The following is a 21,396-nucleotide window of genomic DNA, read 5'->3' as shown; positions in this document are numbered from 1 at the left end:
GTCAGGCCCCCTTCGAGCTGCCGACGCGGGCGAGCTTCCGCTTCTCGGCACCGATCTTCGCCACGGAGCCCAGGCCGGACAGCGCCGGGCTGGAGAACACCCGCGAGTTCGACGCGAGCGCGACGAGCGGGTGCGTCACCAGGAACACGACGATCAGGTCGAGGACGGTGGACATGCCGAGCGTGAACGCGAACCCGCGGACCTGCCCGACCGCGAGGACGTACAGCACGCCGGCCGCCAGGAACATGACGACGTCGGCCGACAGGATCGTCCGGCGCGCCCGCACCCAGGCCCGCGGGACGGCCGAGCGGAACGTGCGGCCCTCGCGGACCTCGTCCTTCAACCGTTCGAAGAAGATCACGAACGAGTCCGCCGTGATGCCGATGGCCACGATGAACCCGGCGACGCCGGCGAGGTCGAGGGTGAACCCGACCCAGCGGCCGAGCAGCACCAGCACCGCGTAGACGAGCACCGCCGACAGGATCAGCGACAGGACCGTCAGCACGCCGAGGACCCGGTAGTAGATCAGGCAGTAGAGGAACACCAGCGCCAGCCCGATCGCGCCGGCGATGAGCCCGGCCTCCAGCGAGGCCAGGCCCAGCGTCGCGGACACGGTCTGCGCGTCGGAGGCCTCGAACGACAGCGGCAGCGACCCGTACCGCAGGATGCCCGCCAGTTCGGTGGCCGACTTCTGCGTGAAGTCGCCGGAGATCTGCGTGTTGCCGAAGATCGCGCTCTCGATCCGGGGTGCGGAGACCACCTCGCCGTCGAGGGTGAACGCGACCGCGTTGCCGACGTTGGCCGCGGTGTAGGCGGCCCACTTCTCGGCACCCTCGGGCTTGAAGGTGAGGTTGATGATCCAGCGGAGCCCGTTGGGGTCCTGCTGCGCCTGCGCGGTGTCGATGTCGGTGCCCTGCGGCAGCGGCAGCGCCGACGGATCGGTCGGGTCCGGGCCCAGCAGGTACTTCGTGGTGCCCTCCCGGTCGCAGGTGATGAGCGGGAGGTTCGGGTCGTCGAAGCCGCGCAGCGGGTCATCGGCCGGGCAGACGAACGAGTCGAAGGTCGCCTGCAGCACCGCCGGGTCGGTGCTCTGCCGGGTCGCCTTCGCCTCGCGCAGCGCCTCGGCCGCGCGCGGGTCGACGGGCTCGTTCCCGTCCGGCGGCGGGGCCGGGTCCTGCAGCGGCCGGTCGTACGACACCGGGGTGACCTGCAGCGACTGCCCCGCGCCCTGCGGCTGGCCGGACTCCGGGGTGGGTGCTGCGGGCGCGGGCGTCGGCGTGGCCTGCTCGCCACCCGGCGCGGGAGCACCGGGATCGGTCGGCGTGGTCGCGAGCGGGACGACCGGCGCCGCGTTCAGCACCGCCCGGAACCGCACCTGCGCGGTCTGGCCGAGCGAGCGGGCGCGCTCGCCGTCCTGGCCCGGCACGGTGATGGTGATGTTGCTCCCGTCCAGCACGACCTCTGCGCCCTGCACGCCGAGCCCGTTCACCCGCTGGTCGATGATCTGCTGCGCCTGGACGAGCTGGTCCCGCGGCGGGAGGCCGCCGTCGGCGGTGCGTGCCTGCAGGTTGACGCGCGTGCCGCCTTGCAGGTCGATCCCGAGTTTCGGGTAGGGGTTGCGGTCACCGGTGAAGAACACCAGTGCGTACAAGGCCGCCATGAGGGCCACGAACACCGCGAGGTAGCGCCAGGGGCGGATCTGCCCCGGGGTGGTTGCCACTGATCGCCACTGCCTTCGTTGCTGATGGTTCCGGACTCGCCGGCCGCACCGGGGCGGCCGCAGCTGCGCTGGGGCCTAGTTGTCGTTCTTCTCCAGCGACGGCTTCTCCAGCGACGGCGCGTCGCTCGCCTCGCCGGTGGTCTCGGCCTCGTGGGTCTCGGCGTGCTCCTCGGTGACCTTCTGCCGGATCGCGCCCCGCAGCCAGGTGGTGACGACGCCGTCGGCGATCTCCAGGTCGACCGTCTCCTCGTACGACGCGTCGACCACGGTGCCCCGCACCCCGGCGATCGTGATGACCACGTCACCCTCGGTGAGCGAGTTCTGCATGGTCTGCATCTCGGTCATCTGCTTGCGCTGTTTGCGCGCCTGCAGGAACAGCGGCACGAGCAGCACCAGGAACAGCAGGGGCAGGAACAGTGAGATGTCCATGGTCTCCGTAGTCTCCGCACGTCGGAAGCCACCAGAGTCTGCCAGCTCCCGGTTCAGAACAACGCGGCAGGTCCACCGGCGGGGCTGCCCGGCGGCGGAGTGGCCCCGAGATGGGCCCAGGCCGCCGCGGTCGCCACCCGGCCCCGCGGGGTGCGGGCCAGCATCCCGGCTCTCACCAGGTACGGCTCGCAGACCTCCTCGACGGTACTCGGTTCCTCGCCCACCGCGACGGCGAGCGTCGAGATGCCGACCGGGCCGCCGTTGAAGCTGCGCACCAGCGCGCTGAGCACGGCCCGGTCGAGCCGGTCGAGGCCGAGCTCGTCGACGTCGTAGACGGCCAGCGCGGCGCGGGCGACGCTGCGGGTCACCGCGCCGTCCGCGCGGACCTCGGCGTAGTCGCGGACCCGGCGCAGCAGCCGGTTCGCGATGCGCGGGGTGCCGCGGCTGCGGGCGGCGATCTCCGCGGCGCCGTCGGGGCGCAGGTCGATGCCGAGGATCTTGGCCGCGCGGCGCAGGACCTTCTCCAGGTCCTCCGGCTCGTAGAACTCCATGTGGGCGGTGAAGCCGAACCGGTCGCGCAGCGGCCCGGTCAGCGCCCCTGCCCGGGTGGTCGCACCGACCAGCGTGAACGGCGCGATGTCCAGCGGGATGGACGTCGCTCCCGGCCCCTTGCCCACCACGATGTCGACGCGGAAGTCCTCCATCGCGAGGTAGAGCATCTCCTCGGCGGGCCGGGCGATGCGGTGGATCTCGTCGATGAACAGCACGTCGCCGGGCGAGAGGTTGGACAGCATCGCGGCCAGGTCGCCGGGGCGTTCCAGGGCCGGGCCGCTGGTGAGCCGGATCTGCGCGCCCAGCTCGGCAGCGATGATCATCGACAGGCTGGTCTTGCCCAGCCCGGGCGGGCCGGACAGCAGCACGTGGTCGGGCGGGGTGCCGCGCCGCCGCGCCCCCTCCAGCACCAGCTCCAGCTGCTCGCGCACCCGCGGCTGCCCGACGAACTCGGCGAGCGTCTTCGGCCGCAGCGATGCCTCGACCAGCAGGTCGTCCGGTTCGGGTTCAGGGGACAACGACAGCTCGTCGCTCACCGCAACACCCTCCCGCACGTGCGCCGCGTCGAGAACGAACTCGTGGTGATCAACAGGGCCTTTCGATCACCATAGGTTCGTTCTCGACGCGGGAGGCCATCGGGGGCCGTCACCGAGTGTGGCCAGGCTGGGACGGAGACCGTCATCGGTTGCGGCCCAGGCGGGACAGCGCTGCGCGCAGCAGCGTGCTCGCGTCGGCATCGGCGTTCTCGGCCAGCACCGCGGCGACGGCCTGCTCTGCCGGCTTGACCGGGAACCCGAGCCCGACGAGCGCCTCGACGACCTCGGGGCTCGTCCCGGCCGCGCCGCCCGGCGCCGCCGCGGGAGCCGCTCGGGCCGGCTCGACCTTGTCGCGCAGCTCCAGCACCAGCCGCTCGGCGCCCTTGCGGCCGATGCCGGGGACGCGGGTGAGCGCGGCGATGTCACCCTCGGACAGCGCGCGGCGCAACGAGTCGGGATCGAGCACGGCGATCGTGGCCAGCGCGATGCGCGGCCCGATCCCGCTGACCGTCTGCAGCAGCAGGAACAGGTCGCGTTCCTCGTGGTCGGCGAACCCGTACAGCGTCAGCGAGTCCTCGCGCACGACGAGCGTGGTCGCGAGCTCGGCCTGCTCGCCGCGACGCAGCGTGGCCAGGGTGTTCGGGGTCGCCTGGATCGCGTAGCCGAGCCCGCCGACGTCGATGACGACGTGGTCGAGGCCGATCTCCAGCACCTCGCCGCGCACCGAGTTGATCATGTCCGTCCCTTCGCCACGGCCGCGAGCCGCGCCTTGTGCGCCTTCGCCAGCTCGTCGGAGCGAGCCTTCGCCGCCGCCATCCGCTCCAGCATCGGGGCACGCCAGCAGTGGCAGATGGCCAGGGCCAGCGCATCGGCGGCGTCGGCCGGGCGGGGCTTGTCGGTGAGTCGGAGCAGACGGGTCACCATGGCGGTGACCTGAGCCTTGTCGGCGCGCCCCTGCCCGGTCACGGCCGCCTTGACCTCGCTGGGGGTGTGGAAGGCCACCGGGATGCCGGCCTGTGCCGCCATCAGCGCGACCACACCGCTGGCCTGCGCGGTGCCCATCGCCGTGCGGACGTTGTGCTGGCTGAACACCCGCTCGATCGCGACCACGTCGGGCCGGTGGCGAGCGATCCACGCCGCGACCTCGGTGGCGACGACGTGCAGCCGCTGCTCCAGCGGCGCGTCGACCGGGGTCCGCACGACCCCCACGTCGACCGCCTTCACCGTGCGGCCGCCGCTGCCGTCGACCACCCCGAGCCCGCACCGGGTCAGCCCGGGGTCGACGCCCAGCACCCGCACAGGTTCCCCTTCCAGCGAACAGTCGTTCGAGCGGAAGGCTACCGGTGCCGTCGCGCGATGCAACGAGGGCGCGCCGAGACACCGCCGCGCCGGGCTACGGTCGCGTTGTGGATCCGGTTCCCGTGCAGGTCGTAGCACTGCTCGTCGCGCCGGTCCACGCGTACGCAGGGCGCCCCGATGACGGCCCGGCGGCCGATCCGACCAGCGGCGCCGTCGCGCGGGTGCGGGTGCGCGCCCAGCACGGCATCGAGGGCGATCGCTACGCGGGCGCGGCGGCGCACCGGACCGCCGCGGTCACCGTGATCTCCGCCGACGCGCTCGACGCGGTGGCGGCCGAGCTGGGCGTCGCGCCGTTCGATCCGCTCGCGGCGCGGCGGAACATCGTGGTGCGCGGCCCGGTCGACGTCGACGCGCTGGCCCGCCGGTGCAGCCACGAGCACGGTGCGGTGTTCGCGCTCGACACCGGTGCCGGCCCGGTCCGGTTCCAGGCACATCGCCCAGCCAGCCCGTGCCGGTGGATGGACGTCGTCCTCGCCGACGGGGCGTGGCGGGCGATGCGCGGACGCGGGGGCGTGCGCTGCACCCCCCTCGACGACGGTGTGCTCACCGTCGGACCCGGCGTGTTCACGCTCCTTGAGCCACCTGGTTGAGCGATGCCAGCTACCCGTTCGGCCGAACGGTCGAGCACGGGTGGGGGTAGGGATGTGTCACCGCGTGGCACCTACCGCCCGAAGGTGTGGGCACCCTAACGTCGCGGCCCATGCGGATCGGGACACTCGTGGCAGGCGTGCTCGTGATGGCGGCGGGGTTCGGTCTCGTCGCGCTCGTGATCGGCTGGCCGGCCCTCGTCGTCGGCGCGCCGCTGGTGTTCGGCGGGCTGGTGGTCGTGCTCGTGACCTACCTGACGCGGACTCTGCACCAGGGCCGCCGGTACGGCTACGCGCACGGGGACCAGGACTGGACGTGGGACGGTCCCGACGCCGCGACGTACGAGGGTCCCGACGACCCGTGGCGCGGTCACCGGTCCCTGCAGGACGAGGACACCCTCGACGCGGACGAGTGGCCGCCCGCGAGCGCCGACGGGCACCGGTACGACCCCGGCTCGTGGAGCGAGAGCAGCTCGTCCTGGAGCGACAGCAGCACGAGCAGCGGTCCGAGCGGCGACAGCGGCTCATCGAGCGACAGCGGATCGTCCGGGAGCTCGGACTGAGCCGACCGCGGTGACGGCCCCGCTCTCAGTGGGCGGCGTCGTCCCAGCTGCGGCCGAAGCCCACCGACACCTCGAGCGGCACCTTCAGATCCGCCGCCGCGGCCATCTCCCGCCGCACCAGCTGCTCGACGGCCTCGTGCTCGCCCTCCGCGACCTCCAGCACCAGCTCGTCGTGCACCTGCAGCAGCATCCTGCTGCGCAACCCCTCCGCCGCCAGCGCGCGGTGCACGTTGAGCATCGCCACCTTGATGATGTCGGCGGCGCTGCCCTGGATGGGCGCGTTGAGCGCCATCCGCTCGGCCATCTCCCGGCGCTGCCGGTTGTCGCTGGTGAGATCGGGCAGGTAGCGACGCCGGCCGCGGATCGTGGCGGTGTAGCCCTCCTTGCGCGCGACGTCGACGACGCTGCGCAGGTAGTCGCGGACCCCGCCGAAGACCTTGAAGTAGTCCTCCATCAGGGCCTTGGCCTCATCGGTGGAGATCCGCAGCTGGTTGGACAGCCCGAACGCCGACAGCCCGTAGGCCAGGCCGTAGTTCATCGCCTTGATCTTCGCCCGCTGCGCGGGGGTGACCTGGTCGGTCGGCACCCCGAACACCCTCGCCGCGGTGTCGGCGTGGAAGTCCTGGTGCGACCGGAACGCCTCGATCAGCGCCTCGTCGTCGGACAGGTGCGCCATGATCCGCATCTCGATCTGGCTGTAGTCCGCGGTCATCAGCTCCGCGTAGCCCTCGCCGACGACGAACTTGTCGCGGATCCGTCGGCCCGCCGCGGTGCGGATCGGGACGTTCTGCAGGTTCGGCTCGGTGGACGACAACCGCCCGGTGGCCGCGATCGTCTGGCTGTAGGTGGTGTGGATCCGCCCGTCCGGCGCGACCGACTTGAGCAGCCCCTCGATGGTGACCTTCAGCCGGGTGGCGTCCCGGTGAGCCAGCAGGTGCTGCAGGAACGGGTGCTCGGTCTGCTCGTACAGCGTCTGCAGCGCATCGGCGTCGGTGGTGTAGCCGGTCTTGGTGCGCTTGGTCTTCGGCATGCCGAGCTCGTCGAACAGCACCACCTGCAGCTGCTTCGGCGAGCCGAGGTTGATCTCCTTGCCGATCACCGCGTACGCCGCCTGCGCCGCCTCGCGGACCTGGGCGGCGAACTCGGCCTCCAGCTCCTGAAGCGCGGGCACGTCGACGGCGATGCCGGCCGCCTCCAGGTCGGCCAGGACGTACTGCAGCGGCAGCTCGAGCTCCGCCAGCAGCTCGGTGCCGCCCTTCGCGGCCAGCTCGGCGTCGAGCGCGTCCGCCAGCTCGGCCACGGCGGACGCGGCCACCATCTGTCCGTCGGCGACGGCCTTGTCCGCCTCCTCCTCGCCGCCGAGCAGCGACAGCTGCCCGTCCTGCGGCTCGCCGTCCACGACCAGCTCCCGCCGCAGGTGTCGCAGGGTCAGGTCGGCCAGGTCGAACGTGCGCTGGCCGGGCCGCGACAGGTACGCCGCGAGCGCGGTGTCGCTGGTGAGCCCGCGCAGGGTCCAGCCGCGGCCGCGCAGCGCGTGCAGCGCCGCCTTCGCGTCGTGCGCCGCCTTCGGCACCCCCGGGTCGGCGAGCCACTCCGCGAGCGCCTGCTCGTCGTCCGGGGTCAGCGTGGTGACGTCGATGTACGCCGCCTGCGGGACCCCGGCCTTCGCCCCGGCCGCCCGCGCCTCCACGGTGGGTTCGCCGGTGGCCAGCGCGATGCCCGACAGATCGGCGTCGACGGCACCACCGGTGACGCCGGAGAAGGAGAGGCCGACGCGGCGGCCGTCACGCGCGTGCGCGTCGAGCCAGGCCCGCACGGTGCCGGCCGCCAGGGTGCCGCCCTGCACCTGGATGCCGCCCTCCGCCTCCGGCTCGGCGCTCTGCAGCGTGGCGAACAGCCGCTCGCGCAGGACGCGGAACTCCAGCTCGTCGAACAGCCGGTGCACCGCGTCGCGGTCCCACGGCCGGACCTCGAGGTCCTCCGGCTCGACGTCGAGGGGGACGTCGCGCACCAGCTCGGTGAGCTGCCGGTTGAGCAGCACGTTCGCCAGGTGGGCGCGCAGCGTGTCACCCGCCTTGCCCTTCACCTCGTCCACGCGGTCGGCCAGTTCGGCGAGCGAGCCGAACTCGCGGATCCACTTCGCCGCGGTCTTCTCCCCCACGCCGGGCATGCTCGGCAGGTTGTCGCTGGGGTCGCCGCGCAGCGCGGCGAAGTCCGGGTACTGCGCCGGGGTCAGCCCGTAGCGCTCCATCACCGCCGCCGGGTCGATCCGGCCCAGCTCCGACACGCCGCGGGTCGGGTAGAGCACCGTGATGTTGTCGGTGACGAGCTGGAACGCGTCCCGGTCGCCGGTGGTGATGCGGACCTCGAAGCCCCTGGCCTCCGCCTTCGTGGCGAGCGTGGCGATGAGGTCGTCGGCCTCGTAGCCCTCCACGCCGAACCACGGGATCCGCAGCGCGCCCAGCACCTCCTTGATGAGGTCGACCTGGCCGCGGAAGTCGTCGGGCGTGGTGGTGCGGTTGGCCTTGTACTCCGCGTAGCGCTCCGCGCGGAACGTCTTGCGCGACACGTCGAAGCACACCGCCAGGTGCGTGGGCTGCTCGTCGCGGAGCAGGTTGATCAGCATCGACGTGAAGCCGTACACCGCGTTCGTGGTCTGCCCGGTGCCGGTGCGGAAGTTCTCCGCGGGCAGCGCGTAGAACGCGCGGTAGGCCAGGGAGTGGCCGTCGAGCAGCAGCAACCGCCGTCCCGTCGACGGCGGTGCGGCGGAGGACGTGGCGGAGGTGGCTGTGGCGGGGCTCATCGTCGGCGAGTCTAGGGCCGGGCACCGACGGTTCCGCCGCCGCCGTCGGCGGCCCGGGCCGCCTACCGATCCGCCGCGGCGGCCGGGAACCGGCCGGCCCCCCCATCCGTTGCCGAGGTGGACCGATGGCCCGGTATGTCCCGATATGCTGCCGCGGCCAACGCAGGGACCAGGGGGGAACGCGTCCCCCGCGAAGAGATTCGGAGCAGTGATGGGCGTCAGCCTCACCAAGGGTGGAAACGTCAGCCTGACCAAGGAGGCCCCGGGCCTCACCAACGTCGTGGTCGGTCTGGGCTGGGACGTGCGCACCACGACCGGCACCGACTTCGACCTCGACGCGTCGGCGATCCTGGTGGGCGAGAACGGCAAGGTCATCTCGGACAAGCACTTCGTCTTCTTCAACAACCTGACCAGCCCGGACGGCATGGTCGAGCACACCGGCGACAACCTCACCGGTGAGGGCGAGGGCGACGACGAGCAGATCAAGGTCAACCTCGCCGGGCTCGGCCCGGAGGTGGCGAAGGTCGTCTTCCCGGTCAGCATCTACGACGCCGATGCCCGCCAGCAGAACTTCGGTCAGGTCCGCAACGCCTTCATCCGCGTCGTCAACGCCGCCGACCAGAAGGAGATCACCCGCTACGACCTCACCGAGGACGCCTCGACCGAGACCGCCATGGTGTTCGGCGAGCTCTACCGGAACGGCTCGGAGTGGAAGTTCCGCGCCGTCGGCCAGGGTTACGCGTCCGGCCTGGCGGGTATCGCCCGCGACTACGGCGTCAACGTCTGAGGTCCTCCGTCGTGGCCATCGACTACACGAAGCGTCCAGCACAGGGGCAGGGCGCCGCGCCGCAGGGCGGCGGGGTGTCGCTGTCCAAGGTCACGCTGACGAAGTCGGCCCCCAGCGTCTCGCTCACCAAGCAGGGCGCGACGGGCGGGCAGATGCGCGTCAACCTGCAGTGGAGCTCCGGCCAGCCGCAGAAGAAGGGCCTGTTCAGCAGGCTGACCGGGGGCAGCGGGGCGATCGACCTCGACCTGGCCTGCCTGTGGGAGTTCGCCGACGGCAGCAAGGGTGTGGTGCAGGCGCTGGGCAACGCGTTCCAGGCCCCGTACCACGGTGCGCCGATCATCCGGCTCGACGGGGACGACCGCTCCGGGGCGTCGGCCGACGGCGAGAACATGTTCATCGACCTGTCCCGGGTGAACGAGATCCGCCGGATCCTCGTGTTCGCCTACATCTACGAGGGCGTGCCGAACTGGGCCAGCGCCGACGGGGTGGTCACCCTCTACCCCGCCGCCGGGCCGCAGATCGAGGTGCGCCTCGACGAGTCCGACCCCAGCGCGCCGACCTGCGCCATCGCGATGCTGGAGAACCGCGGCGGCGAGCTCGTCGTGCAGCGGGAGGTCCGCTACATCCGCGGCGGGCAGGCCGATCTGGACCGGGCGTACGGCTGGGGAATGAGGTGGACCCCAGGGCGCAAGTAGGTAGTAACCCCATTCCCCGGGCTCCGGGGCGTCGCCACGCTGAGTGACATCAGTTCGTCCATCCGCACAGGCTCGTGTCACATCGGGGTGACGCCGCACCAGGAGGGGTTTCCGTGCGCCATTTCGGCCATCTCGGCCCGTCGGCCGAGGAGTCGCTGTTCGAGCTGCCGCCCGAGGAGTTCCACCGCGACAGCGGTGCGGACTTCCTCGCGGTGGCGCTCGGCGCGACCCTGTACATGCCGGCGGACCGGCCCACGCTGCCGGCCGACATCACCAAGCAGGCCGCCGCCGGCGTCACGTCGGTGGTGGTCTGCCTCGAGGACGCCATCGCCGACGAACAGGTGGCGGCCGCCGAGGACAACCTGGTCGCGACCCTCACCGAGTTCGCCGACCTGGGCACCCCGCTGCCGCTGCTGTTCGTCCGCGTGCGCGATCCGCAGCAGATCCCGTCGCTCGTCCGCCGGCTCGGATCGGCGGCGGGTGTGGTCGACGGGTTCGTGCTGCCGAAGTTCACCGCCACCGGCGGTGTCGAGTACCTGCACGCCGTCGACCGCGCCGACCGCGTGGTCGGCCGCATGTTCTACGTGATGCCGGTGGTCGAGTCGGGGGCGGCGCTCTACGCCGAGACCCGCGTCGACGAGCTGACCCGGATGCGCGCGGTGCTGCACCGCGACCGGGAACGGGTCCTCGCGGTCCGGATCGGGGCCACCGACCTGTGCTCGTACTTCGGGCTGCGCCGCTCCCCCGACGTGTCGATATACGACATCAAGGTGGTCGCCGACCTGATCGCCGACGTCGTGAACGTCTTCGGCCGGGTCGACGGCAGCGGGTTCGCCGTGAGCGGCCCGGTGTGGGAGTACTTCACCGACGTCGAGCGCCTGTTCAAGCCGCAGCTGCGGGCCACCCCGTTCCACGAGCACGACGTCCCCGAGCTGCGCGGGCACCTGCTCTCCCGCGCCCTGGACGGACTCATCAGGGAGGTCCAGCTCGACCGGGCCAACGGCCTGACCGGCAAGACCACCATCCACCCCAGCCACGTCGCGGTCGTCAACGCGCTGTCCGTCGTGCCGTGGGAGGAGTACCGGGACGCCATGGACGTGCTCGGCGCCGGCCGAGCGAGCGGGGTCATGTCGTCGGAGAAGCGCAACAAGATGAACGAGATCCGCCCGCACACCGCGTGGGCCCGCGCCACCGCGGACCGCGCCCGCGCGTTCGGGGTCGCCCGTGAGGGCGTGTCCTTCGTCGATCTGCTGGCCGCCGGGATGGGCCGGTGACCGCCACCGCCGAGCCCGTGCTCGAGCGGCTCGCCGTCCGCCTGCATCCGGCCCACCCCGGCGGCCCCGACCCGAGCACGCTGCTCGGCCTCGCGGTGCGCTACAACCCGAAGCGGGCCCAGCTGCTGGTCTCCCGGGTGCTCGGCAAGCACGTGCCCACCGATCCGCGGATCGTGCGCGCGGCCGGGCAGCTGCTCGGCGCGCGGGTGGCCGACGTGCTGGCCGGGCGGGAGCCGCGGGAGCTGCCGTGGCCGCTGCTCGCCGCGGCGCTCGACGGCGGTGCCGACGATGCCGCCGCCGCGGCGGCCGTGCTGGCCCGCTGCGCGCTCGACGCCGTGAGCCCGACCGACGCGCTCGTGCTGGGCTTCGCCGAGACCGCCACCGCGCTCGGGCACACCGTCGCGGAGGCACTGGTCGCCGATTACCTGCACTCCACCCGCCGCCCGGTGCCCGGGTTCGCGCCGGTCGGCGGCTTCACCGAGGAGCACTCGCACGCCACCGAGCACATGCTGCTGCCCGCCGGCACGGCGCTGCTGCGCGGGGACCGGCCCCTGGTGCTCGTCGACGACGAGCTGTCCACCGGCCGCACCGCGCTGAACACGATCGCCGCGCTGCACGCGATCGCCCCGCGGCAGCGGTACGTCGTGGCGTCGCTGGTCGATGTGCGCGGCGCGGACACCGCACTCGCCGACGGGGTCGCGGCGCTCGGCGCCGACCTCGACGTGGTCTGCCTCGCCCGCGCCCACGTCGAACTCCCCGCCGATCTCGCTGAGCGCGCCGACGGGATCCGCGCGGGCGCCGTGCCGCCGACCGGGCCGCAGGGCGGCGGCTCCGGCCGGCCCGCGGAGCGCGTGCTGCTCACCGACCTCGGGTGGCCGGCCGGGCTGCCGGTGGGTGGTCGGCACGGGTTCCGGGACGCCGATCACGCGCTGCTCGATGCGGTGCTCCCCCGGATCGCGCGCCGCGTGGCTGCGATCGCGGGGCTCGGGCCGCAGGACCGGACGCTGGTGCTGGGCACCGAGGAACTGATGGCGGTGCCGCTGCGGCTCGCCCAGACCCTCGCCGACGACGGCGCCGCCGTCGCGTTCTCCACCACCACCCGCTCCCCCGCGGTGGTCGTCGACGAGCCGGGGTACGCGCTGCGCAGCGGCATCACGTTCCCCGCGCACGACGACCCGGCCGACGGTCCCGGCCCGCGCTACGCCTACAACGTGGCGGGCGACTGGCAGCACGTGCTCGTCGTCGTCGATCCACCCGCGGACACGCCCGAGCTGCGGACCGGGCTGCTCGCCGCGCTCGCCGGTGCCGTCCCGTCCGCCCGGATCACGGTGGTGGTCACCCCATGAGCTTCCCGCCCGTGCTGCGCGGGCCCGCGTTCGGCAGCTACGCACCGGACGAGGTCGGCTGGCTGCTCACCGATCTGTCCGACGTCCCCCTGGAGGCGCCGACCGAGGAGCGCGAGGAGGCGGTGCAGTCCGGCGGTGCGCACTACGCCGAGTCGCTGCCGCAGGAGTTCCAGCCCGACGAGTCCTACCTGCAGCTGTACCACCGGGCGCTGGCGACGTCGGCCGGCCGGATCGCGCACGCCGTCGGCACCGTGGCCGAGCTGATCCTCGCCGAGCGGGGCCGCGACGTCGTCCTGGTGTCGCTGGCCCGAGCGGGTACCCCGGTCGGGGTGCTGCTGCGCCGCTGGGCCGCGGCCCGGCACGGCCTCGACCTCCCGCACTACGCGGTGTCGATCGTGCGCGGCCGCGGCATCGACCCGGTCGCGATGGCGTGGCTGGCGGCGCACCACGACCCGGCGACCGTGGTGTTCGTCGACGGCTGGACCGGCAAGGGCGCGATCACCCGTGAGCTGGCCGCTGCGCTGGCGGGCAGTCCGTTCGACCCCACGCTCGCCGTGCTCGCCGATCCGGGTCGGTGCACGCCGGTCTTCGGCACCCGGGAGGACTGGCTGATCCCGTCGGCGTGCCTGAACTCGACGGTGTCCGGGCTGGTCTCGCGCACGGTGCTCAACGACCGGCTGATCAAGCCCGGGATGTTCCACGGCGCGAAGTTCTACGCCGAGCTGGCCGCCGCGGACGTGTCGAACGCGTTCCTCGACACGGTCACTGCCGCGTTCGACCAGGTGGGCCCGACTCCGCCACCGGCCGACCGCACCGTCGACCACGCGGGGTGGGCCGCCGTCGACCGGATCGTCGACGAGTACGGCATCGGCGACCCGAACCTCGTGAAACCCGGCGTCGGGGAGACCACGCGGGTGCTGCTGCGCCGGGTGCCGTGGCGGGTGCTGGTGCGGGCCGGGGCGCCCGCCGACGACCTCGCGCACGTCCTGCTGCTCGCCGAGCAGCGGGGGGTGCCGGTCGAGGAGGTCGCCGAACTGCCCTACAGCTGCATCGGGCTGATCCACCCGCGCTACACCCGCGGCGCCACCGGGGCCGACGGGTACGCGGTGACGGGCCGGGCACGGTGAGCGCAGGGTGAGCACCGTCGCCTGCGTCGACCTGGACCGCACGCTCATCTACTCGGCGAACGCGCTGGACCTGCAGGTCCCGGACGAGCGAGCACCGCGGTTGCTGTGCGTGGAGGTCCACGAGGGGATGCCGCTGTCGTTCATGTTCGAGGAGGCGGCGGCCGAGCTGGAGAAGCTGGCCGCCGAGGTCACGCTCGTGCCGGCGACCACGCGGACCCCGCAGCAGTACGCCCGCGTGCACCTGCCCGGCCCGCCGCCGCGCTTCGCGATCGCGAGCAACGGGGCGCACCTGCTCGTCGACGGCGAGCCCGACCCGGCGTGGACGGCGGCCGTGCAGGAGCGGCTGGCCGGGTGCGCGCCGCTGCCGGAGGTGCGGGCGCGGCTGGCGGAGGTGTCCGGTCCGTTCGTGCTGAAGCTGCGCACGGCGGGCCCCGACGACGGGCCGGGGTTCGTGTACGCCGTCGTGGACCGGGACGCGCTGCCGCCCGGCTGGGTCGCCGATCTGGCCGAGTGGTGTGTGCCCCACGGGTGGCGGGTGTCACTGCAGGGCCGCAAGGTCTACGCGGTGCCGCAGCCGATCACCAAGTCCGCTGCCGCGCGTGAGGTGCTGGCCCGCTGCGGCGCGACCCGGCTGATCGCGGCCGGGGACTCGCTGCTCGACGCCGACCTGCTCGAGGCCGCCGACGCCGCCGTCCGTCCCGCGCACGGCGAGCTGGCCGACACGGGATGGACTCGCCCGCACGTCGCCGTCACCGCGGCGACCGGCGGCCGGGCGGGCGCGGAGATCGTGGCGTGGCTGCGTGCGCACGCCGCGCCGCCCATGACCGACGACTGACCCAGGTCGGCCACATCAGGTCGGCCACATCACGAGGAAGGGGTGCCACCGATGGCACTGTGGGACCAGCTCAAGGCACGGGTGGCCGACATGACCGCCCAGACCAAGACCCAGGTCGGCAGGTTCAAGAGCAAGGAGTTCGCCAACGCCTCGATGGCGATGTGTGCGCTCATCGCGGCCGCCGACGGGCACATCGACGACGAGGAGAAGCGCAAGACCGGCGCGTTCATCCAGAGCAACGACGTGCTGTCGGTGTTCGAGGCGAGCGAGCTGCTGGAGAAGTTCAACTGGTACGCCTCGAAGCTGCAGTCCGACTTCGAGTTCGGCAAGGTCGAGGCCATCGCCACCATCGGCAAGCTGCGCAACAAGCCTGAGCAGGCCCGCGCGGTGATCCAGGTGGGGATCATCATCGGCGGCGCCGACGGCAACTTCGACAAGGACGAGCAGCAGGCCGTGCGCGAGGCGTGCAACGCCGTGGGGATCAACCCGGCCGAGTTCGACCTCTGAGGTTGCTCTCTGAGCCCGCCGAAACCCCACGAACGGCACTTCCGTGAGCAGCATTCCTTGCGGAAGTGCCGTTCGTGGCGTGTGCGGGGGGGCGATCAGAGGTGGGCCGCGGTGGCCGGGAGGAGGTCCTGGAAGGTCCGTCCCGAGGCGACGGCCCCGATCGCGGTCATGGACCAGCCCGCCCCGTCCCTGCTGACCTTCGCCATGATCTGCGCGTTGTGCGGGCCGGAGCCGGACAGGTCGTAGCGGGCCAGCTCCTCCCCCGTCGTCTCGTCGACCAGGCGGCAGAAGGCGTTCTCGATCTGCGAGAAGTCCTGCCCGGTGAACGAGTTGACGGTGAACACGATCTGGCTGACCGCGGGCGAGAGCCGCTGCAGGTCGACGATGATCGACTCGTCGTCGCCCTCGCCCTCACCGGTGAGGTTGTCGCCGGTGTGCTGCACCGCGCCGTCCTTGCTCTGCAGCTGGCGGAACCACACCGCGTCGAGGAGGCGGCGCTGGTCGTCGAAGAGCAGGGCGGACGCGTCCAGGTCGATCTGCTGCGCGCGCCTGCCGAACAGCCCGCGCTTCTTCACCGCGTCCCAGCCCAGGCCCATCCGCACCCGGGTGAGCGTCCCGCCGCCGCGTTTCGCGAGCGAGACCTTCTGCCCCTTGACCAGACTGACCGACATCGACGCCCCTCTGCTCGGATCGGTGTTGCGTGCTCAGTGCTCGTGCGAGGCCGCGGCGATCTCGTCGACGGTGTGCCGGGTCTCGATGCCCTGGGCTTCCAGCCTCCGGTTGCGCAGGACGCTGGAGAGGAACGCCGCGCCGATGAACGCGACCCCGATGAGGCCGGTGATGATCTCGTTGACGTGGTATCCGATCCCGATCAGCAGGATCACCGACAGCGCGCCGATGGCCCAGTGGGCGCCGTGCTCGAGGTAGACGTAGTCGGCGAGGGTGCCCTTGCGGACCAGGTACACCGTCAGCGACCGCACGAACATGGCACCGATCAGGCCGAGGCCCAGCGCGATGAGGATCGGGTCGGTGGTGATCGCGAACGCGCCGATCACGCCGTCGAAGGAGAACGCGGCGTCGAGGACCTCGAGGTAGAGGAACAGGAAGAACCCGGCCTTGCCGGTGGCCTTGGCCAGCCCCGACGGGCCGCTGCGGCCCGCGGCCTCCTCGGCCTCGACCTGGGCCTCGTGCTCGTGCTCCATGCGCGACTCGAAGTAGTCACCGAGCCCGTTGACCAGCAGGTAGGTGACCATGCCCAGGGCACCGGACAGCAGCACGGCGCCGGGGTTCTCCGCCAGGGTCTCGGCGAGCACGGCCAGCACGACCAGCGTGATGACGATCGACAGCCGGCTCAGCTGACCGATGCGCGCGAGGGGTGCCTCGAGCCACTGCAGCCACTTGATCTCCCGGTCGTCGAACACCCAGTCGAGGAACAGCATGAACAGGAAGACGCCGCCGAACGCGGCGATGTCCGGGTAAGCCTCGTTCAGCAGGTGCGCGTACGAGGTCGGGTCGCTCTCCGGCCGCTTCTCCAGCGCCAGCGTGAGCGCCTCCGCGGGGTTCAGGTCCGCGGTGATGCCGACGATGAGCAGCGGGAAGACCAGCCGCATGCCGAAGACGGCGATCAGCACGCCGACGGTCAGGAAGATCCGCTGCCACCAGGCGTCCATCCGCTCCAGGACGGTGGCGTTGACGACCGCGTTGTCGAACGACAGCGAGACCTCGAGGATGCCGAGGATCGCCGCGAGGATGAGGCCGGGCAGACCTCCGTAGATGAAGGCCACGACCAAGGCCGCAGCCGTGACGGCGTAGGACCAGCCGAAGATCCGAAGGTGCATGCCTCTGTTCCCTGCTTTCCCCGACGGTCCGTCCCCCGTCGGTTACCCCCAAGTCACCACCGTCACCGGCGGTCCGCCGCCACCGTAGTACCTCGGGCCTCTGCTGATCACGGCGACGTCCGGTTTCGACCGGATCATCCCTTCCGTATGAGGGACCAACGCAGCTGGGGTCAGCCGGGTTCCGAGAGGACCTCTGCGGACCGGGGCCCGCCGCGTGACGTGGCGCTCACGCCGTACACCGGAACCGGGCCCGCGGGCGCCCCGCCGTCCTCGATCGCGGTGTCGTGGGTGCGGCCGACGACCCGCCAGCCGCCGTCGGGCCGCCGGCAGCGGACGCGGTACTCGGTGCCGCCGTCGTCACCGGGTGCGGCGGTCCAGCTGATCCGGACCGCCCCGTCCGCCGTGCGGGTGGCCACGACCCCGGACGGGGCGGGTGGCCCGGCGGGCACAGGGGGCGGCGCGGGGGACCGCGCAGCTGCCGGCCCGGGCCGCGACTCGTCCGATCGCGTCTCCGCCGAGCTGCGGCCGCCCTGGACGGCCGCCACCGCGTACACCGGCGGTTCCACCCCTGGCGGGGCGCCGCCGTCCTCGATCGACGTGTCCGGCACCCGGCCGATGACGCGCCACGCGCCGTCCGGAGCCTGCCGGCGCACCCGGTAGGTGACCCCCGGGGTGGGCGACGGCGCCCACAGCACCAGCACGTCGCCGCGGCCGTCGCGGACCGCGTTCACCCACGCCGGGGCCTCGATCGGGACGGTGTCGAGCGCGGTCAGGGCGCCCACGTGGTCGGCGCACACGGCCAGCGCCCGCTCCAGCATCGCCGGCCGGTCGGCCACGGGCCCGGCCTCGGCCGCGGCGACGATCCGGTCGGCCTCCTCGACGGCGGCGCGGGCGCGGCGGCGCAGCTCCTCGGCGTCAGCGGGCAGCCCCAGGTCGGATGCGGTGCGGGCGAGGTGGTCGAGGTGGTCGAGCACCTCCACGAACCGGCGGGCCTCCGCAGCGGCGCCGGCTGCCCGCGCCCGCACCCTGGCCTCGGCGAGGACCGACTCCACCTCGTCGGCGACCGCCCGCACCGGGGTCGTGCCGTTCGTGCCCGCGCAGCGACGGGCCTCCGCGACGTGCCGCTCGGCCTCGACGGGCCGCCCGGCGCGCAACGCCGCCCTGGCGGCCTTCAGCGGCTCCTCCCAGGACGGCTGCCGGGGCGGTTCGGGCCTCGGGGCGGGTTCGGGCGTCCGCCCCGGCTGCTCGACCGTGGTGGCGAGCTCGGCCGCGATCGACGCCAGCAGGTCGGTGGCGCGGCGCCGGTCGAGCCCGCGCGCCATCGCCTCCTCCACGAGGTGCGCGTGGTCCTCGGCGACCAGCCTGTCCTCCACGAGGACCGCGGCGCGCACCCGCGGCACCAGGTACTCGCGCACGTCCAGCGCGACCGTGTCCAGGTAGGCCGCGACAGCGTCGGGGCCGGGCTCGATCAGCTCGGCCACGTGCACGAGCAGCTCGTCGAGCACTGCGCGCAGCCGGTCCGGCGGGAGTTCCCGGGCCCGGGCGCGGAAGGCCGCGGCGGTGGCCCCGATCTCGGCGGCGGACGCCTCCGGGCCCAGCCCGAGCAGCGCGAGCAGCGTGGGCGGGGCCGGGGCTTCGGTGAGCCGGCCGAACTCGTCGAGCAGGGCGCGGACCTGGCGACGCCGCTCGGGTCCGATCACCGGCTCCGCGGCGGCGGGCCCCGCCGGGTCGATCACCGGGTGACGGCGTAGCCGGGCGGCCACCTCGGCCGGCGTGAGCCCGGTCAGCGCGCCGACCTCATCGAGCCCGGGGATCTTGTCGCGGGGCACCCCGCCGTAGCGGTCGACGAGGCGAGCGATGGCGGCGTCGAGCAGCTCGTAGCGGGCGGCGTCGCGCTGGCGGCGCTGCTCGCGGACCCGCATCGCGGCCGTCCGGCGGGCGGCGGCGTCGCGCAGCTCAGCGCTGCGGGCGGCGTGCGTCTCCACCAGCAGGGCGACCAGGACGCGGTACTTGGGGTGATCGCGCTGGCGCTGCCAGAACCCCCACACCTCGTCGATGCGCGCGGCGACCTGGACGTCGGTCAGCTCCTCGGCCAGCTCCAGCGGCAGGTCGTACAGCTCGAACGGGTCGGACGCCTCCGGCCCGCCGCGCTTCTCCACGGCGGCGAGCACGCGCTTGCGGTAGTCGTTCGGGTCGAACGGCGGTAGGTCACCCACGGCGGCGCAGCTTCCCCAGCTGGGCACGCTCGCGGGCCACCTCCGCCTGCGAGAGCGTCGCGCCGGTCGTGGCCGCGAGTTCCAGGGGGATGCCGGCCTCGACGTGGAAGGCGAACACGTGCAGCACGCCGTCGAAGCCCATCTCGAACGTCACCTGCACCTCGCTGCCCTCGCCGAAGCCGGGCGGGATGCCGGTGATCCGGCCATTGATGAGGACCTTCGCGTCCTCGACGCGGTCGGACTCCACCTGACCCTGCTGCTCGACGACGGTGATGTTGATGGCCTCCTGGTCGCTGCGGACGGTGCCGAAGGAGCGGCGGGCCCGGATCGGCAGCCGGTCGTTGCGGTGCACCAGCCAGGTGGGCTCCAGCCGGCCGGTGAACGAGTTGACCGCGAGCACGCCGAACCCGCGCGACACCACCGTGTCGACCTGGATCTCCACCGCGCGGCGCACCTGCGCGAGCGGCACCCCGTACGCGTCGGCGACACGGCGGCAGGCGGCGTCCAGGTCTGCGGGGAGGGCCTCGTCCAGACCGGCGCCGTCGCGGAGCCGGCCGCGGCTGCGCAGGTCGTCCCCGACCATGCGCTCCAGCTCCTTCTTCTCCCCGTACAGCGCGGCGCCGCGGGCGACCGCGAGATCGGGATCGTGCAGCTCGGGGGTACCGCGGAACGAGCCGGCCAGCTCACGGGTGATCGCCGCGGCGACCGCGGGCATGCGCGAAGAGCCCCCGACCAGCAGCACCCGGTCCACCACCGGCACCCCGCGGCGAGCGGCCTCGGCGAGGCAGGCCTTGGTGAGGTCGATGGTGCGGCGCAGCAGCGGCGCGGTCAGCTCCTCCAGCTCGGCACGGGTGACGGTGATCGTCGAGCGGGCCCCGTCGTGGGTGACCACGACGTCGGTGGACTCCACCTCGGAGAGCTGGTGCTTGGCCCGCTCCGCGGCCAGGACCAGCGCCTGCGCGCCCGCCGAGTCGTCGAGCGGATCCTCGGCGTCGGGGTTCTCGGCGCAGAACCGCCGCGACAGGTGCAGCGCCAGCCGCTCATCCCAGTCGGCACCGCCGAGCTGGTGGTCGCCCTCCACGGCCAGCACGGAGATCCGCCGATCGGCCAGCTCGATGACGGTGGCGTCGAACGTGCCGCCGCCCAGGTCGTAGACCAGGACGGTCTCGGGGCTGTCACCCTTGGTCAGGTCGGGGCCACCATCGAGCCGGCCGAACCCGTAGGCGAGGGCGGCCGCGATCGGCTCGGACAGCACGTCGACGACGTCGAGATCGGCGTAGGTGCCGGCGAGCACCGTGGCGCGCCGCTCCTCGTCGCCGAAGTACGCCGGCACCGTGATCACCACGGACTTCACCGGGTCGCCGCAGAACTCGGCGTCGGCGACCAGGCTCTTGAGGATCAGCGACGACACCGCCGGGGCCGACCAGGCCTTCCCGTGCGCCACGAACCGCCACTCGGCGTCGCCCATCCGGCGTTTGACCAGCGAGCACACGTGCTCGGGATCCAGCCGCGCCTCCCGGCGGGCGCCCTCGCCCACGACGTGCTCACCGGCGGAGGCGAACAGCACCACCGACGGGGTCGTCGGTGATCCGGACAGCCCGGTGAGGACCTGCGGACGACCGTCCGCGCCGGTCCGCGCGATCGCGGAGTTGGTCGTTCCGAGGTCGATTCCGTGGACGGCCACGCGGCGAGCGTAGCGATAGCGTGGTGATCGTGACGGACCCTTCCCTGCGGGAGATCGCCGACAAAGTCGACGACGTCGCGCGCCTGGTCCAGCGCCAGTCCGCGACGATCGCGCAGCTCGCCGACGCACGCGGCGCGGCGGGCCCGGACGTGCCGCTGCTGGTCGAGCTGCACGCGCTGCGCGGGGATGCGCTGGCCTGCGCGGCGACCGCCCGCTCGAAGCGCGAACGCTCGGCGTTCGCCGCCATCGCCGGTGGGCTGGAGCGGCTCATCGCCGGTCGCGGGGGCAGCGTCGTGGCGCCGGAGCCGGGAGACGCGTTCAGCGCGGCGACGATGGAGGCCGCCGAGATCGTGCCGACCGACGACGCGGCCCTGGATCGCACGGTGGCGAAGGTGCTGGAGGAAGGGCTGCAGGTCGGGCAGCGATCGGTGCGCCCGGCGCGGGTGGCGGTGCACAGAGCGGGCTCGACCGGTACTGCGGGAGGGCCGCAGTGTTGAACGCGCTCTGCTCCTTCGTGTTGATGCCGCTCGGCTCCGTC

The 21,396-nt window shown here is 73.0% G+C and carries 20 protein-coding genes; 10 read left to right on the top strand and 10 right to left on the bottom strand.

What is annotated here, in order from left to right; genetic code table 11:
• Nucleotide 1: 1 nt before the first annotated feature.
• The 5 genes from secD to ruvC all read right to left on the bottom strand — a co-directional run bounded on the left by secD (nucleotide 2) and on the right by ruvC (nucleotide 4,536).
• Nucleotides 2–1,720 (bottom strand): protein translocase subunit SecD, encoded by a 1,719-nt coding sequence (secD, locus tag BUE41_RS24700; RefSeq protein ID WP_073459714.1) that lies wholly within the window; start codon nucleotides 1,718–1,720, stop codon nucleotides 2–4.
• 75 nt (nucleotides 1,721–1,795) lie between these two features.
• Nucleotides 1,796–2,149: a preprotein translocase subunit YajC gene (yajC, locus tag BUE41_RS24695; RefSeq protein WP_073459713.1), complete on the bottom strand. Its 354-nt coding sequence runs from the start codon at nucleotides 2,147–2,149 to the stop codon at nucleotides 1,796–1,798.
• A 53-nt stretch (nucleotides 2,150–2,202) separates the two neighbouring features.
• Complete coding sequence (gene ruvB, locus BUE41_RS24690; RefSeq protein ID WP_073459712.1) at nucleotides 2,203–3,237, bottom strand: Holliday junction branch migration DNA helicase RuvB; 1,035 nt, start codon at nucleotides 3,235–3,237, stop codon at nucleotides 2,203–2,205.
• A gap of 142 nt (nucleotides 3,238–3,379) precedes the next feature.
• A complete protein-coding gene (gene ruvA / locus BUE41_RS24685) occupies nucleotides 3,380–3,973 on the bottom strand; it encodes a Holliday junction branch migration protein RuvA (protein ID WP_073459711.1) in 594 nt (197 codons plus the stop codon).
• Nucleotides 3,970–4,536: a crossover junction endodeoxyribonuclease RuvC gene (gene ruvC / locus BUE41_RS24680; RefSeq protein WP_073459710.1), complete on the bottom strand. Its 567-nt coding sequence runs from the start codon at nucleotides 4,534–4,536 to the stop codon at nucleotides 3,970–3,972. Before ruvC ends, ruvA begins: the two co-directional genes overlap by 4 nt.
• Nucleotides 4,537–4,643: 107 nt before the next feature.
• Between ruvC and BUE41_RS24675 the strand changes: the two genes are divergently transcribed.
• Both BUE41_RS24675 and BUE41_RS31500 read left to right on the top strand, forming a co-directional pair.
• Nucleotides 4,644–5,186, top strand: coding sequence for an MOSC domain-containing protein (locus BUE41_RS24675; protein WP_073459709.1), 543 nt, complete (start codon nucleotides 4,644–4,646; stop codon nucleotides 5,184–5,186).
• Nucleotides 5,187–5,296: 110 nt separating this feature from the next.
• Nucleotides 5,297–5,746, top strand: a complete 450-nt coding sequence (locus tag BUE41_RS31500) for a hypothetical protein (protein WP_073459708.1) — start codon at nucleotides 5,297–5,299, stop codon at nucleotides 5,744–5,746.
• Nucleotides 5,747–5,771: 25 nt separating this feature from the next.
• Here the strand turns inward: BUE41_RS31500 and polA are convergent, their stop codons facing one another.
• Nucleotides 5,772–8,549: a DNA polymerase I gene (polA, locus tag BUE41_RS24665; protein WP_073459707.1), complete on the bottom strand. Its 2,778-nt coding sequence runs from the start codon at nucleotides 8,547–8,549 to the stop codon at nucleotides 5,772–5,774.
• 211 nt (nucleotides 8,550–8,760) lie between these two features.
• On the opposite strand from polA, the gene BUE41_RS24660 reads away from it, so the two are divergent.
• The 7 genes from BUE41_RS24660 to BUE41_RS24635 all read left to right on the top strand — a co-directional run bounded on the left by BUE41_RS24660 (nucleotide 8,761) and on the right by BUE41_RS24635 (nucleotide 15,120).
• Entirely contained in the window at nucleotides 8,761–9,336 is a 576-nt protein-coding gene (locus BUE41_RS24660; protein ID WP_073459706.1) for a TerD family protein, read from the top strand.
• An 11-nt stretch (nucleotides 9,337–9,347) separates the two neighbouring features.
• Nucleotides 9,348–10,031 (top strand): TerD family protein, encoded by a 684-nt coding sequence (locus BUE41_RS24655; RefSeq protein WP_073459705.1) that lies wholly within the window; start codon nucleotides 9,348–9,350, stop codon nucleotides 10,029–10,031.
• Between the two features lie 113 nt (nucleotides 10,032–10,144).
• Nucleotides 10,145–11,305: an HpcH/HpaI aldolase/citrate lyase family protein gene (locus tag BUE41_RS24650; RefSeq protein WP_073459704.1), complete on the top strand. Its 1,161-nt coding sequence runs from the start codon at nucleotides 10,145–10,147 to the stop codon at nucleotides 11,303–11,305.
• Entirely contained in the window at nucleotides 11,302–12,651 is a 1,350-nt protein-coding gene (locus BUE41_RS31495; RefSeq protein ID WP_200804102.1) for a phosphoribosyltransferase family protein, read from the top strand. Before BUE41_RS24650 ends, BUE41_RS31495 begins: the two co-directional genes overlap by 4 nt.
• The gene (locus BUE41_RS31490) at nucleotides 12,648–13,778 is read left to right on the top strand and encodes a cysteine protease StiP family protein (RefSeq protein WP_200804101.1); all 1,131 of its coding nucleotides are present in this window, start codon (nucleotides 12,648–12,650) and stop codon (nucleotides 13,776–13,778) included. The genes BUE41_RS31495 and BUE41_RS31490 overlap by 4 nt, the downstream gene beginning before the upstream one ends.
• A 7-nt stretch (nucleotides 13,779–13,785) precedes the next feature.
• Nucleotides 13,786–14,613: an HAD family hydrolase gene (locus BUE41_RS24640; protein WP_073459703.1), complete on the top strand. Its 828-nt coding sequence runs from the start codon at nucleotides 13,786–13,788 to the stop codon at nucleotides 14,611–14,613.
• Nucleotides 14,614–14,664: 51 nt separating this feature from the next.
• Nucleotides 14,665–15,120, top strand: coding sequence for a tellurite resistance TerB family protein (locus BUE41_RS24635; protein ID WP_073459702.1), 456 nt, complete (start codon nucleotides 14,665–14,667; stop codon nucleotides 15,118–15,120).
• Between the two features lie 95 nt (nucleotides 15,121–15,215).
• On the opposite strand, the gene BUE41_RS24630 is transcribed toward BUE41_RS24635, so the two are convergent.
• The 4 genes from BUE41_RS24630 to BUE41_RS24615 form a co-directional block, all read right to left on the bottom strand.
• Entirely contained in the window at nucleotides 15,216–15,791 is a 576-nt protein-coding gene (locus BUE41_RS24630) for a TerD family protein (RefSeq protein ID WP_073459701.1), read from the bottom strand.
• Nucleotides 15,792–15,824: 33 nt separating this feature from the next.
• A complete protein-coding gene (locus BUE41_RS24625) occupies nucleotides 15,825–16,958 on the bottom strand; it encodes a DUF475 domain-containing protein (RefSeq protein ID WP_073459700.1) in 1,134 nt (377 codons plus the stop codon).
• Nucleotides 16,959–17,128: 170 nt separating this feature from the next.
• On the bottom strand, nucleotides 17,129–19,201 hold the full coding sequence (locus tag BUE41_RS24620) for a hypothetical protein (RefSeq protein WP_073459699.1): 2,073 nt from the start codon (nucleotides 19,199–19,201) through the stop codon (nucleotides 17,129–17,131).
• On the bottom strand, nucleotides 19,167–20,858 hold the full coding sequence (locus BUE41_RS24615; RefSeq protein ID WP_073459698.1) for an Hsp70 family protein: 1,692 nt from the start codon (nucleotides 20,856–20,858) through the stop codon (nucleotides 19,167–19,169). The genes BUE41_RS24620 and BUE41_RS24615 overlap by 35 nt, the downstream gene beginning before the upstream one ends.
• A 29-nt stretch (nucleotides 20,859–20,887) precedes the next feature.
• Here BUE41_RS24615 and grpE point away from each other — a divergent pair, with 29 nt between their 5' ends.
• Complete coding sequence (gene grpE / locus BUE41_RS24610; RefSeq protein ID WP_200804100.1) at nucleotides 20,888–21,355, top strand: nucleotide exchange factor GrpE; 468 nt, start codon at nucleotides 20,888–20,890, stop codon at nucleotides 21,353–21,355.
• The last annotated feature ends 41 nt before the right edge of the window (nucleotides 21,356–21,396 follow it).

Source organism: Pseudonocardia thermophila, from assembly GCF_900142365.1.
Taxonomy (GTDB): Bacteria; Actinomycetota; Actinomycetes; order Mycobacteriales; family Pseudonocardiaceae; genus Pseudonocardia; species Pseudonocardia thermophila.
The sequence above is the reverse complement of the archived record's forward strand: the minus strand, read 5'-3'. Positions and strand labels throughout refer to the sequence as shown.

Bases quoted from the DNA above. Each gene is read 5' to 3' on its own strand.
- yajC (WP_073459713.1), bottom strand. From the start codon at position 2,149: ATGGACATCTCACTGTTCCTGCCCCTGCTGTTCCTGGTGCTGCTCGTG.
- ruvA (WP_073459711.1), bottom strand. From the start codon at position 3,973: ATGATCAACTCGGTGCGCGGCGAGGTGCTGGAGATCGGCCTCGACCAC.
- BUE41_RS31500 (WP_073459708.1), top strand. From the start codon at position 5,297: ATGCGGATCGGGACACTCGTGGCAGGCGTGCTCGTGATGGCGGCGGGG.
- polA (WP_073459707.1), bottom strand. From the start codon at position 8,549: ATGAGCCCCGCCACAGCCACCTCCGCCACGTCCTCCGCCGCACCGCCG.
- BUE41_RS24660 (WP_073459706.1), top strand. From the start codon at position 8,761: ATGGGCGTCAGCCTCACCAAGGGTGGAAACGTCAGCCTGACCAAGGAG.
- BUE41_RS31490 (WP_200804101.1), top strand. From the start codon at position 12,648: ATGAGCTTCCCGCCCGTGCTGCGCGGGCCCGCGTTCGGCAGCTACGCA.
- BUE41_RS24635 (WP_073459702.1), top strand. From the start codon at position 14,665: ATGGCACTGTGGGACCAGCTCAAGGCACGGGTGGCCGACATGACCGCC.
- BUE41_RS24630 (WP_073459701.1), bottom strand. From the start codon at position 15,791: ATGTCGGTCAGTCTGGTCAAGGGGCAGAAGGTCTCGCTCGCGAAACGC.
- BUE41_RS24625 (WP_073459700.1), bottom strand. From the start codon at position 16,958: ATGCACCTTCGGATCTTCGGCTGGTCCTACGCCGTCACGGCTGCGGCC.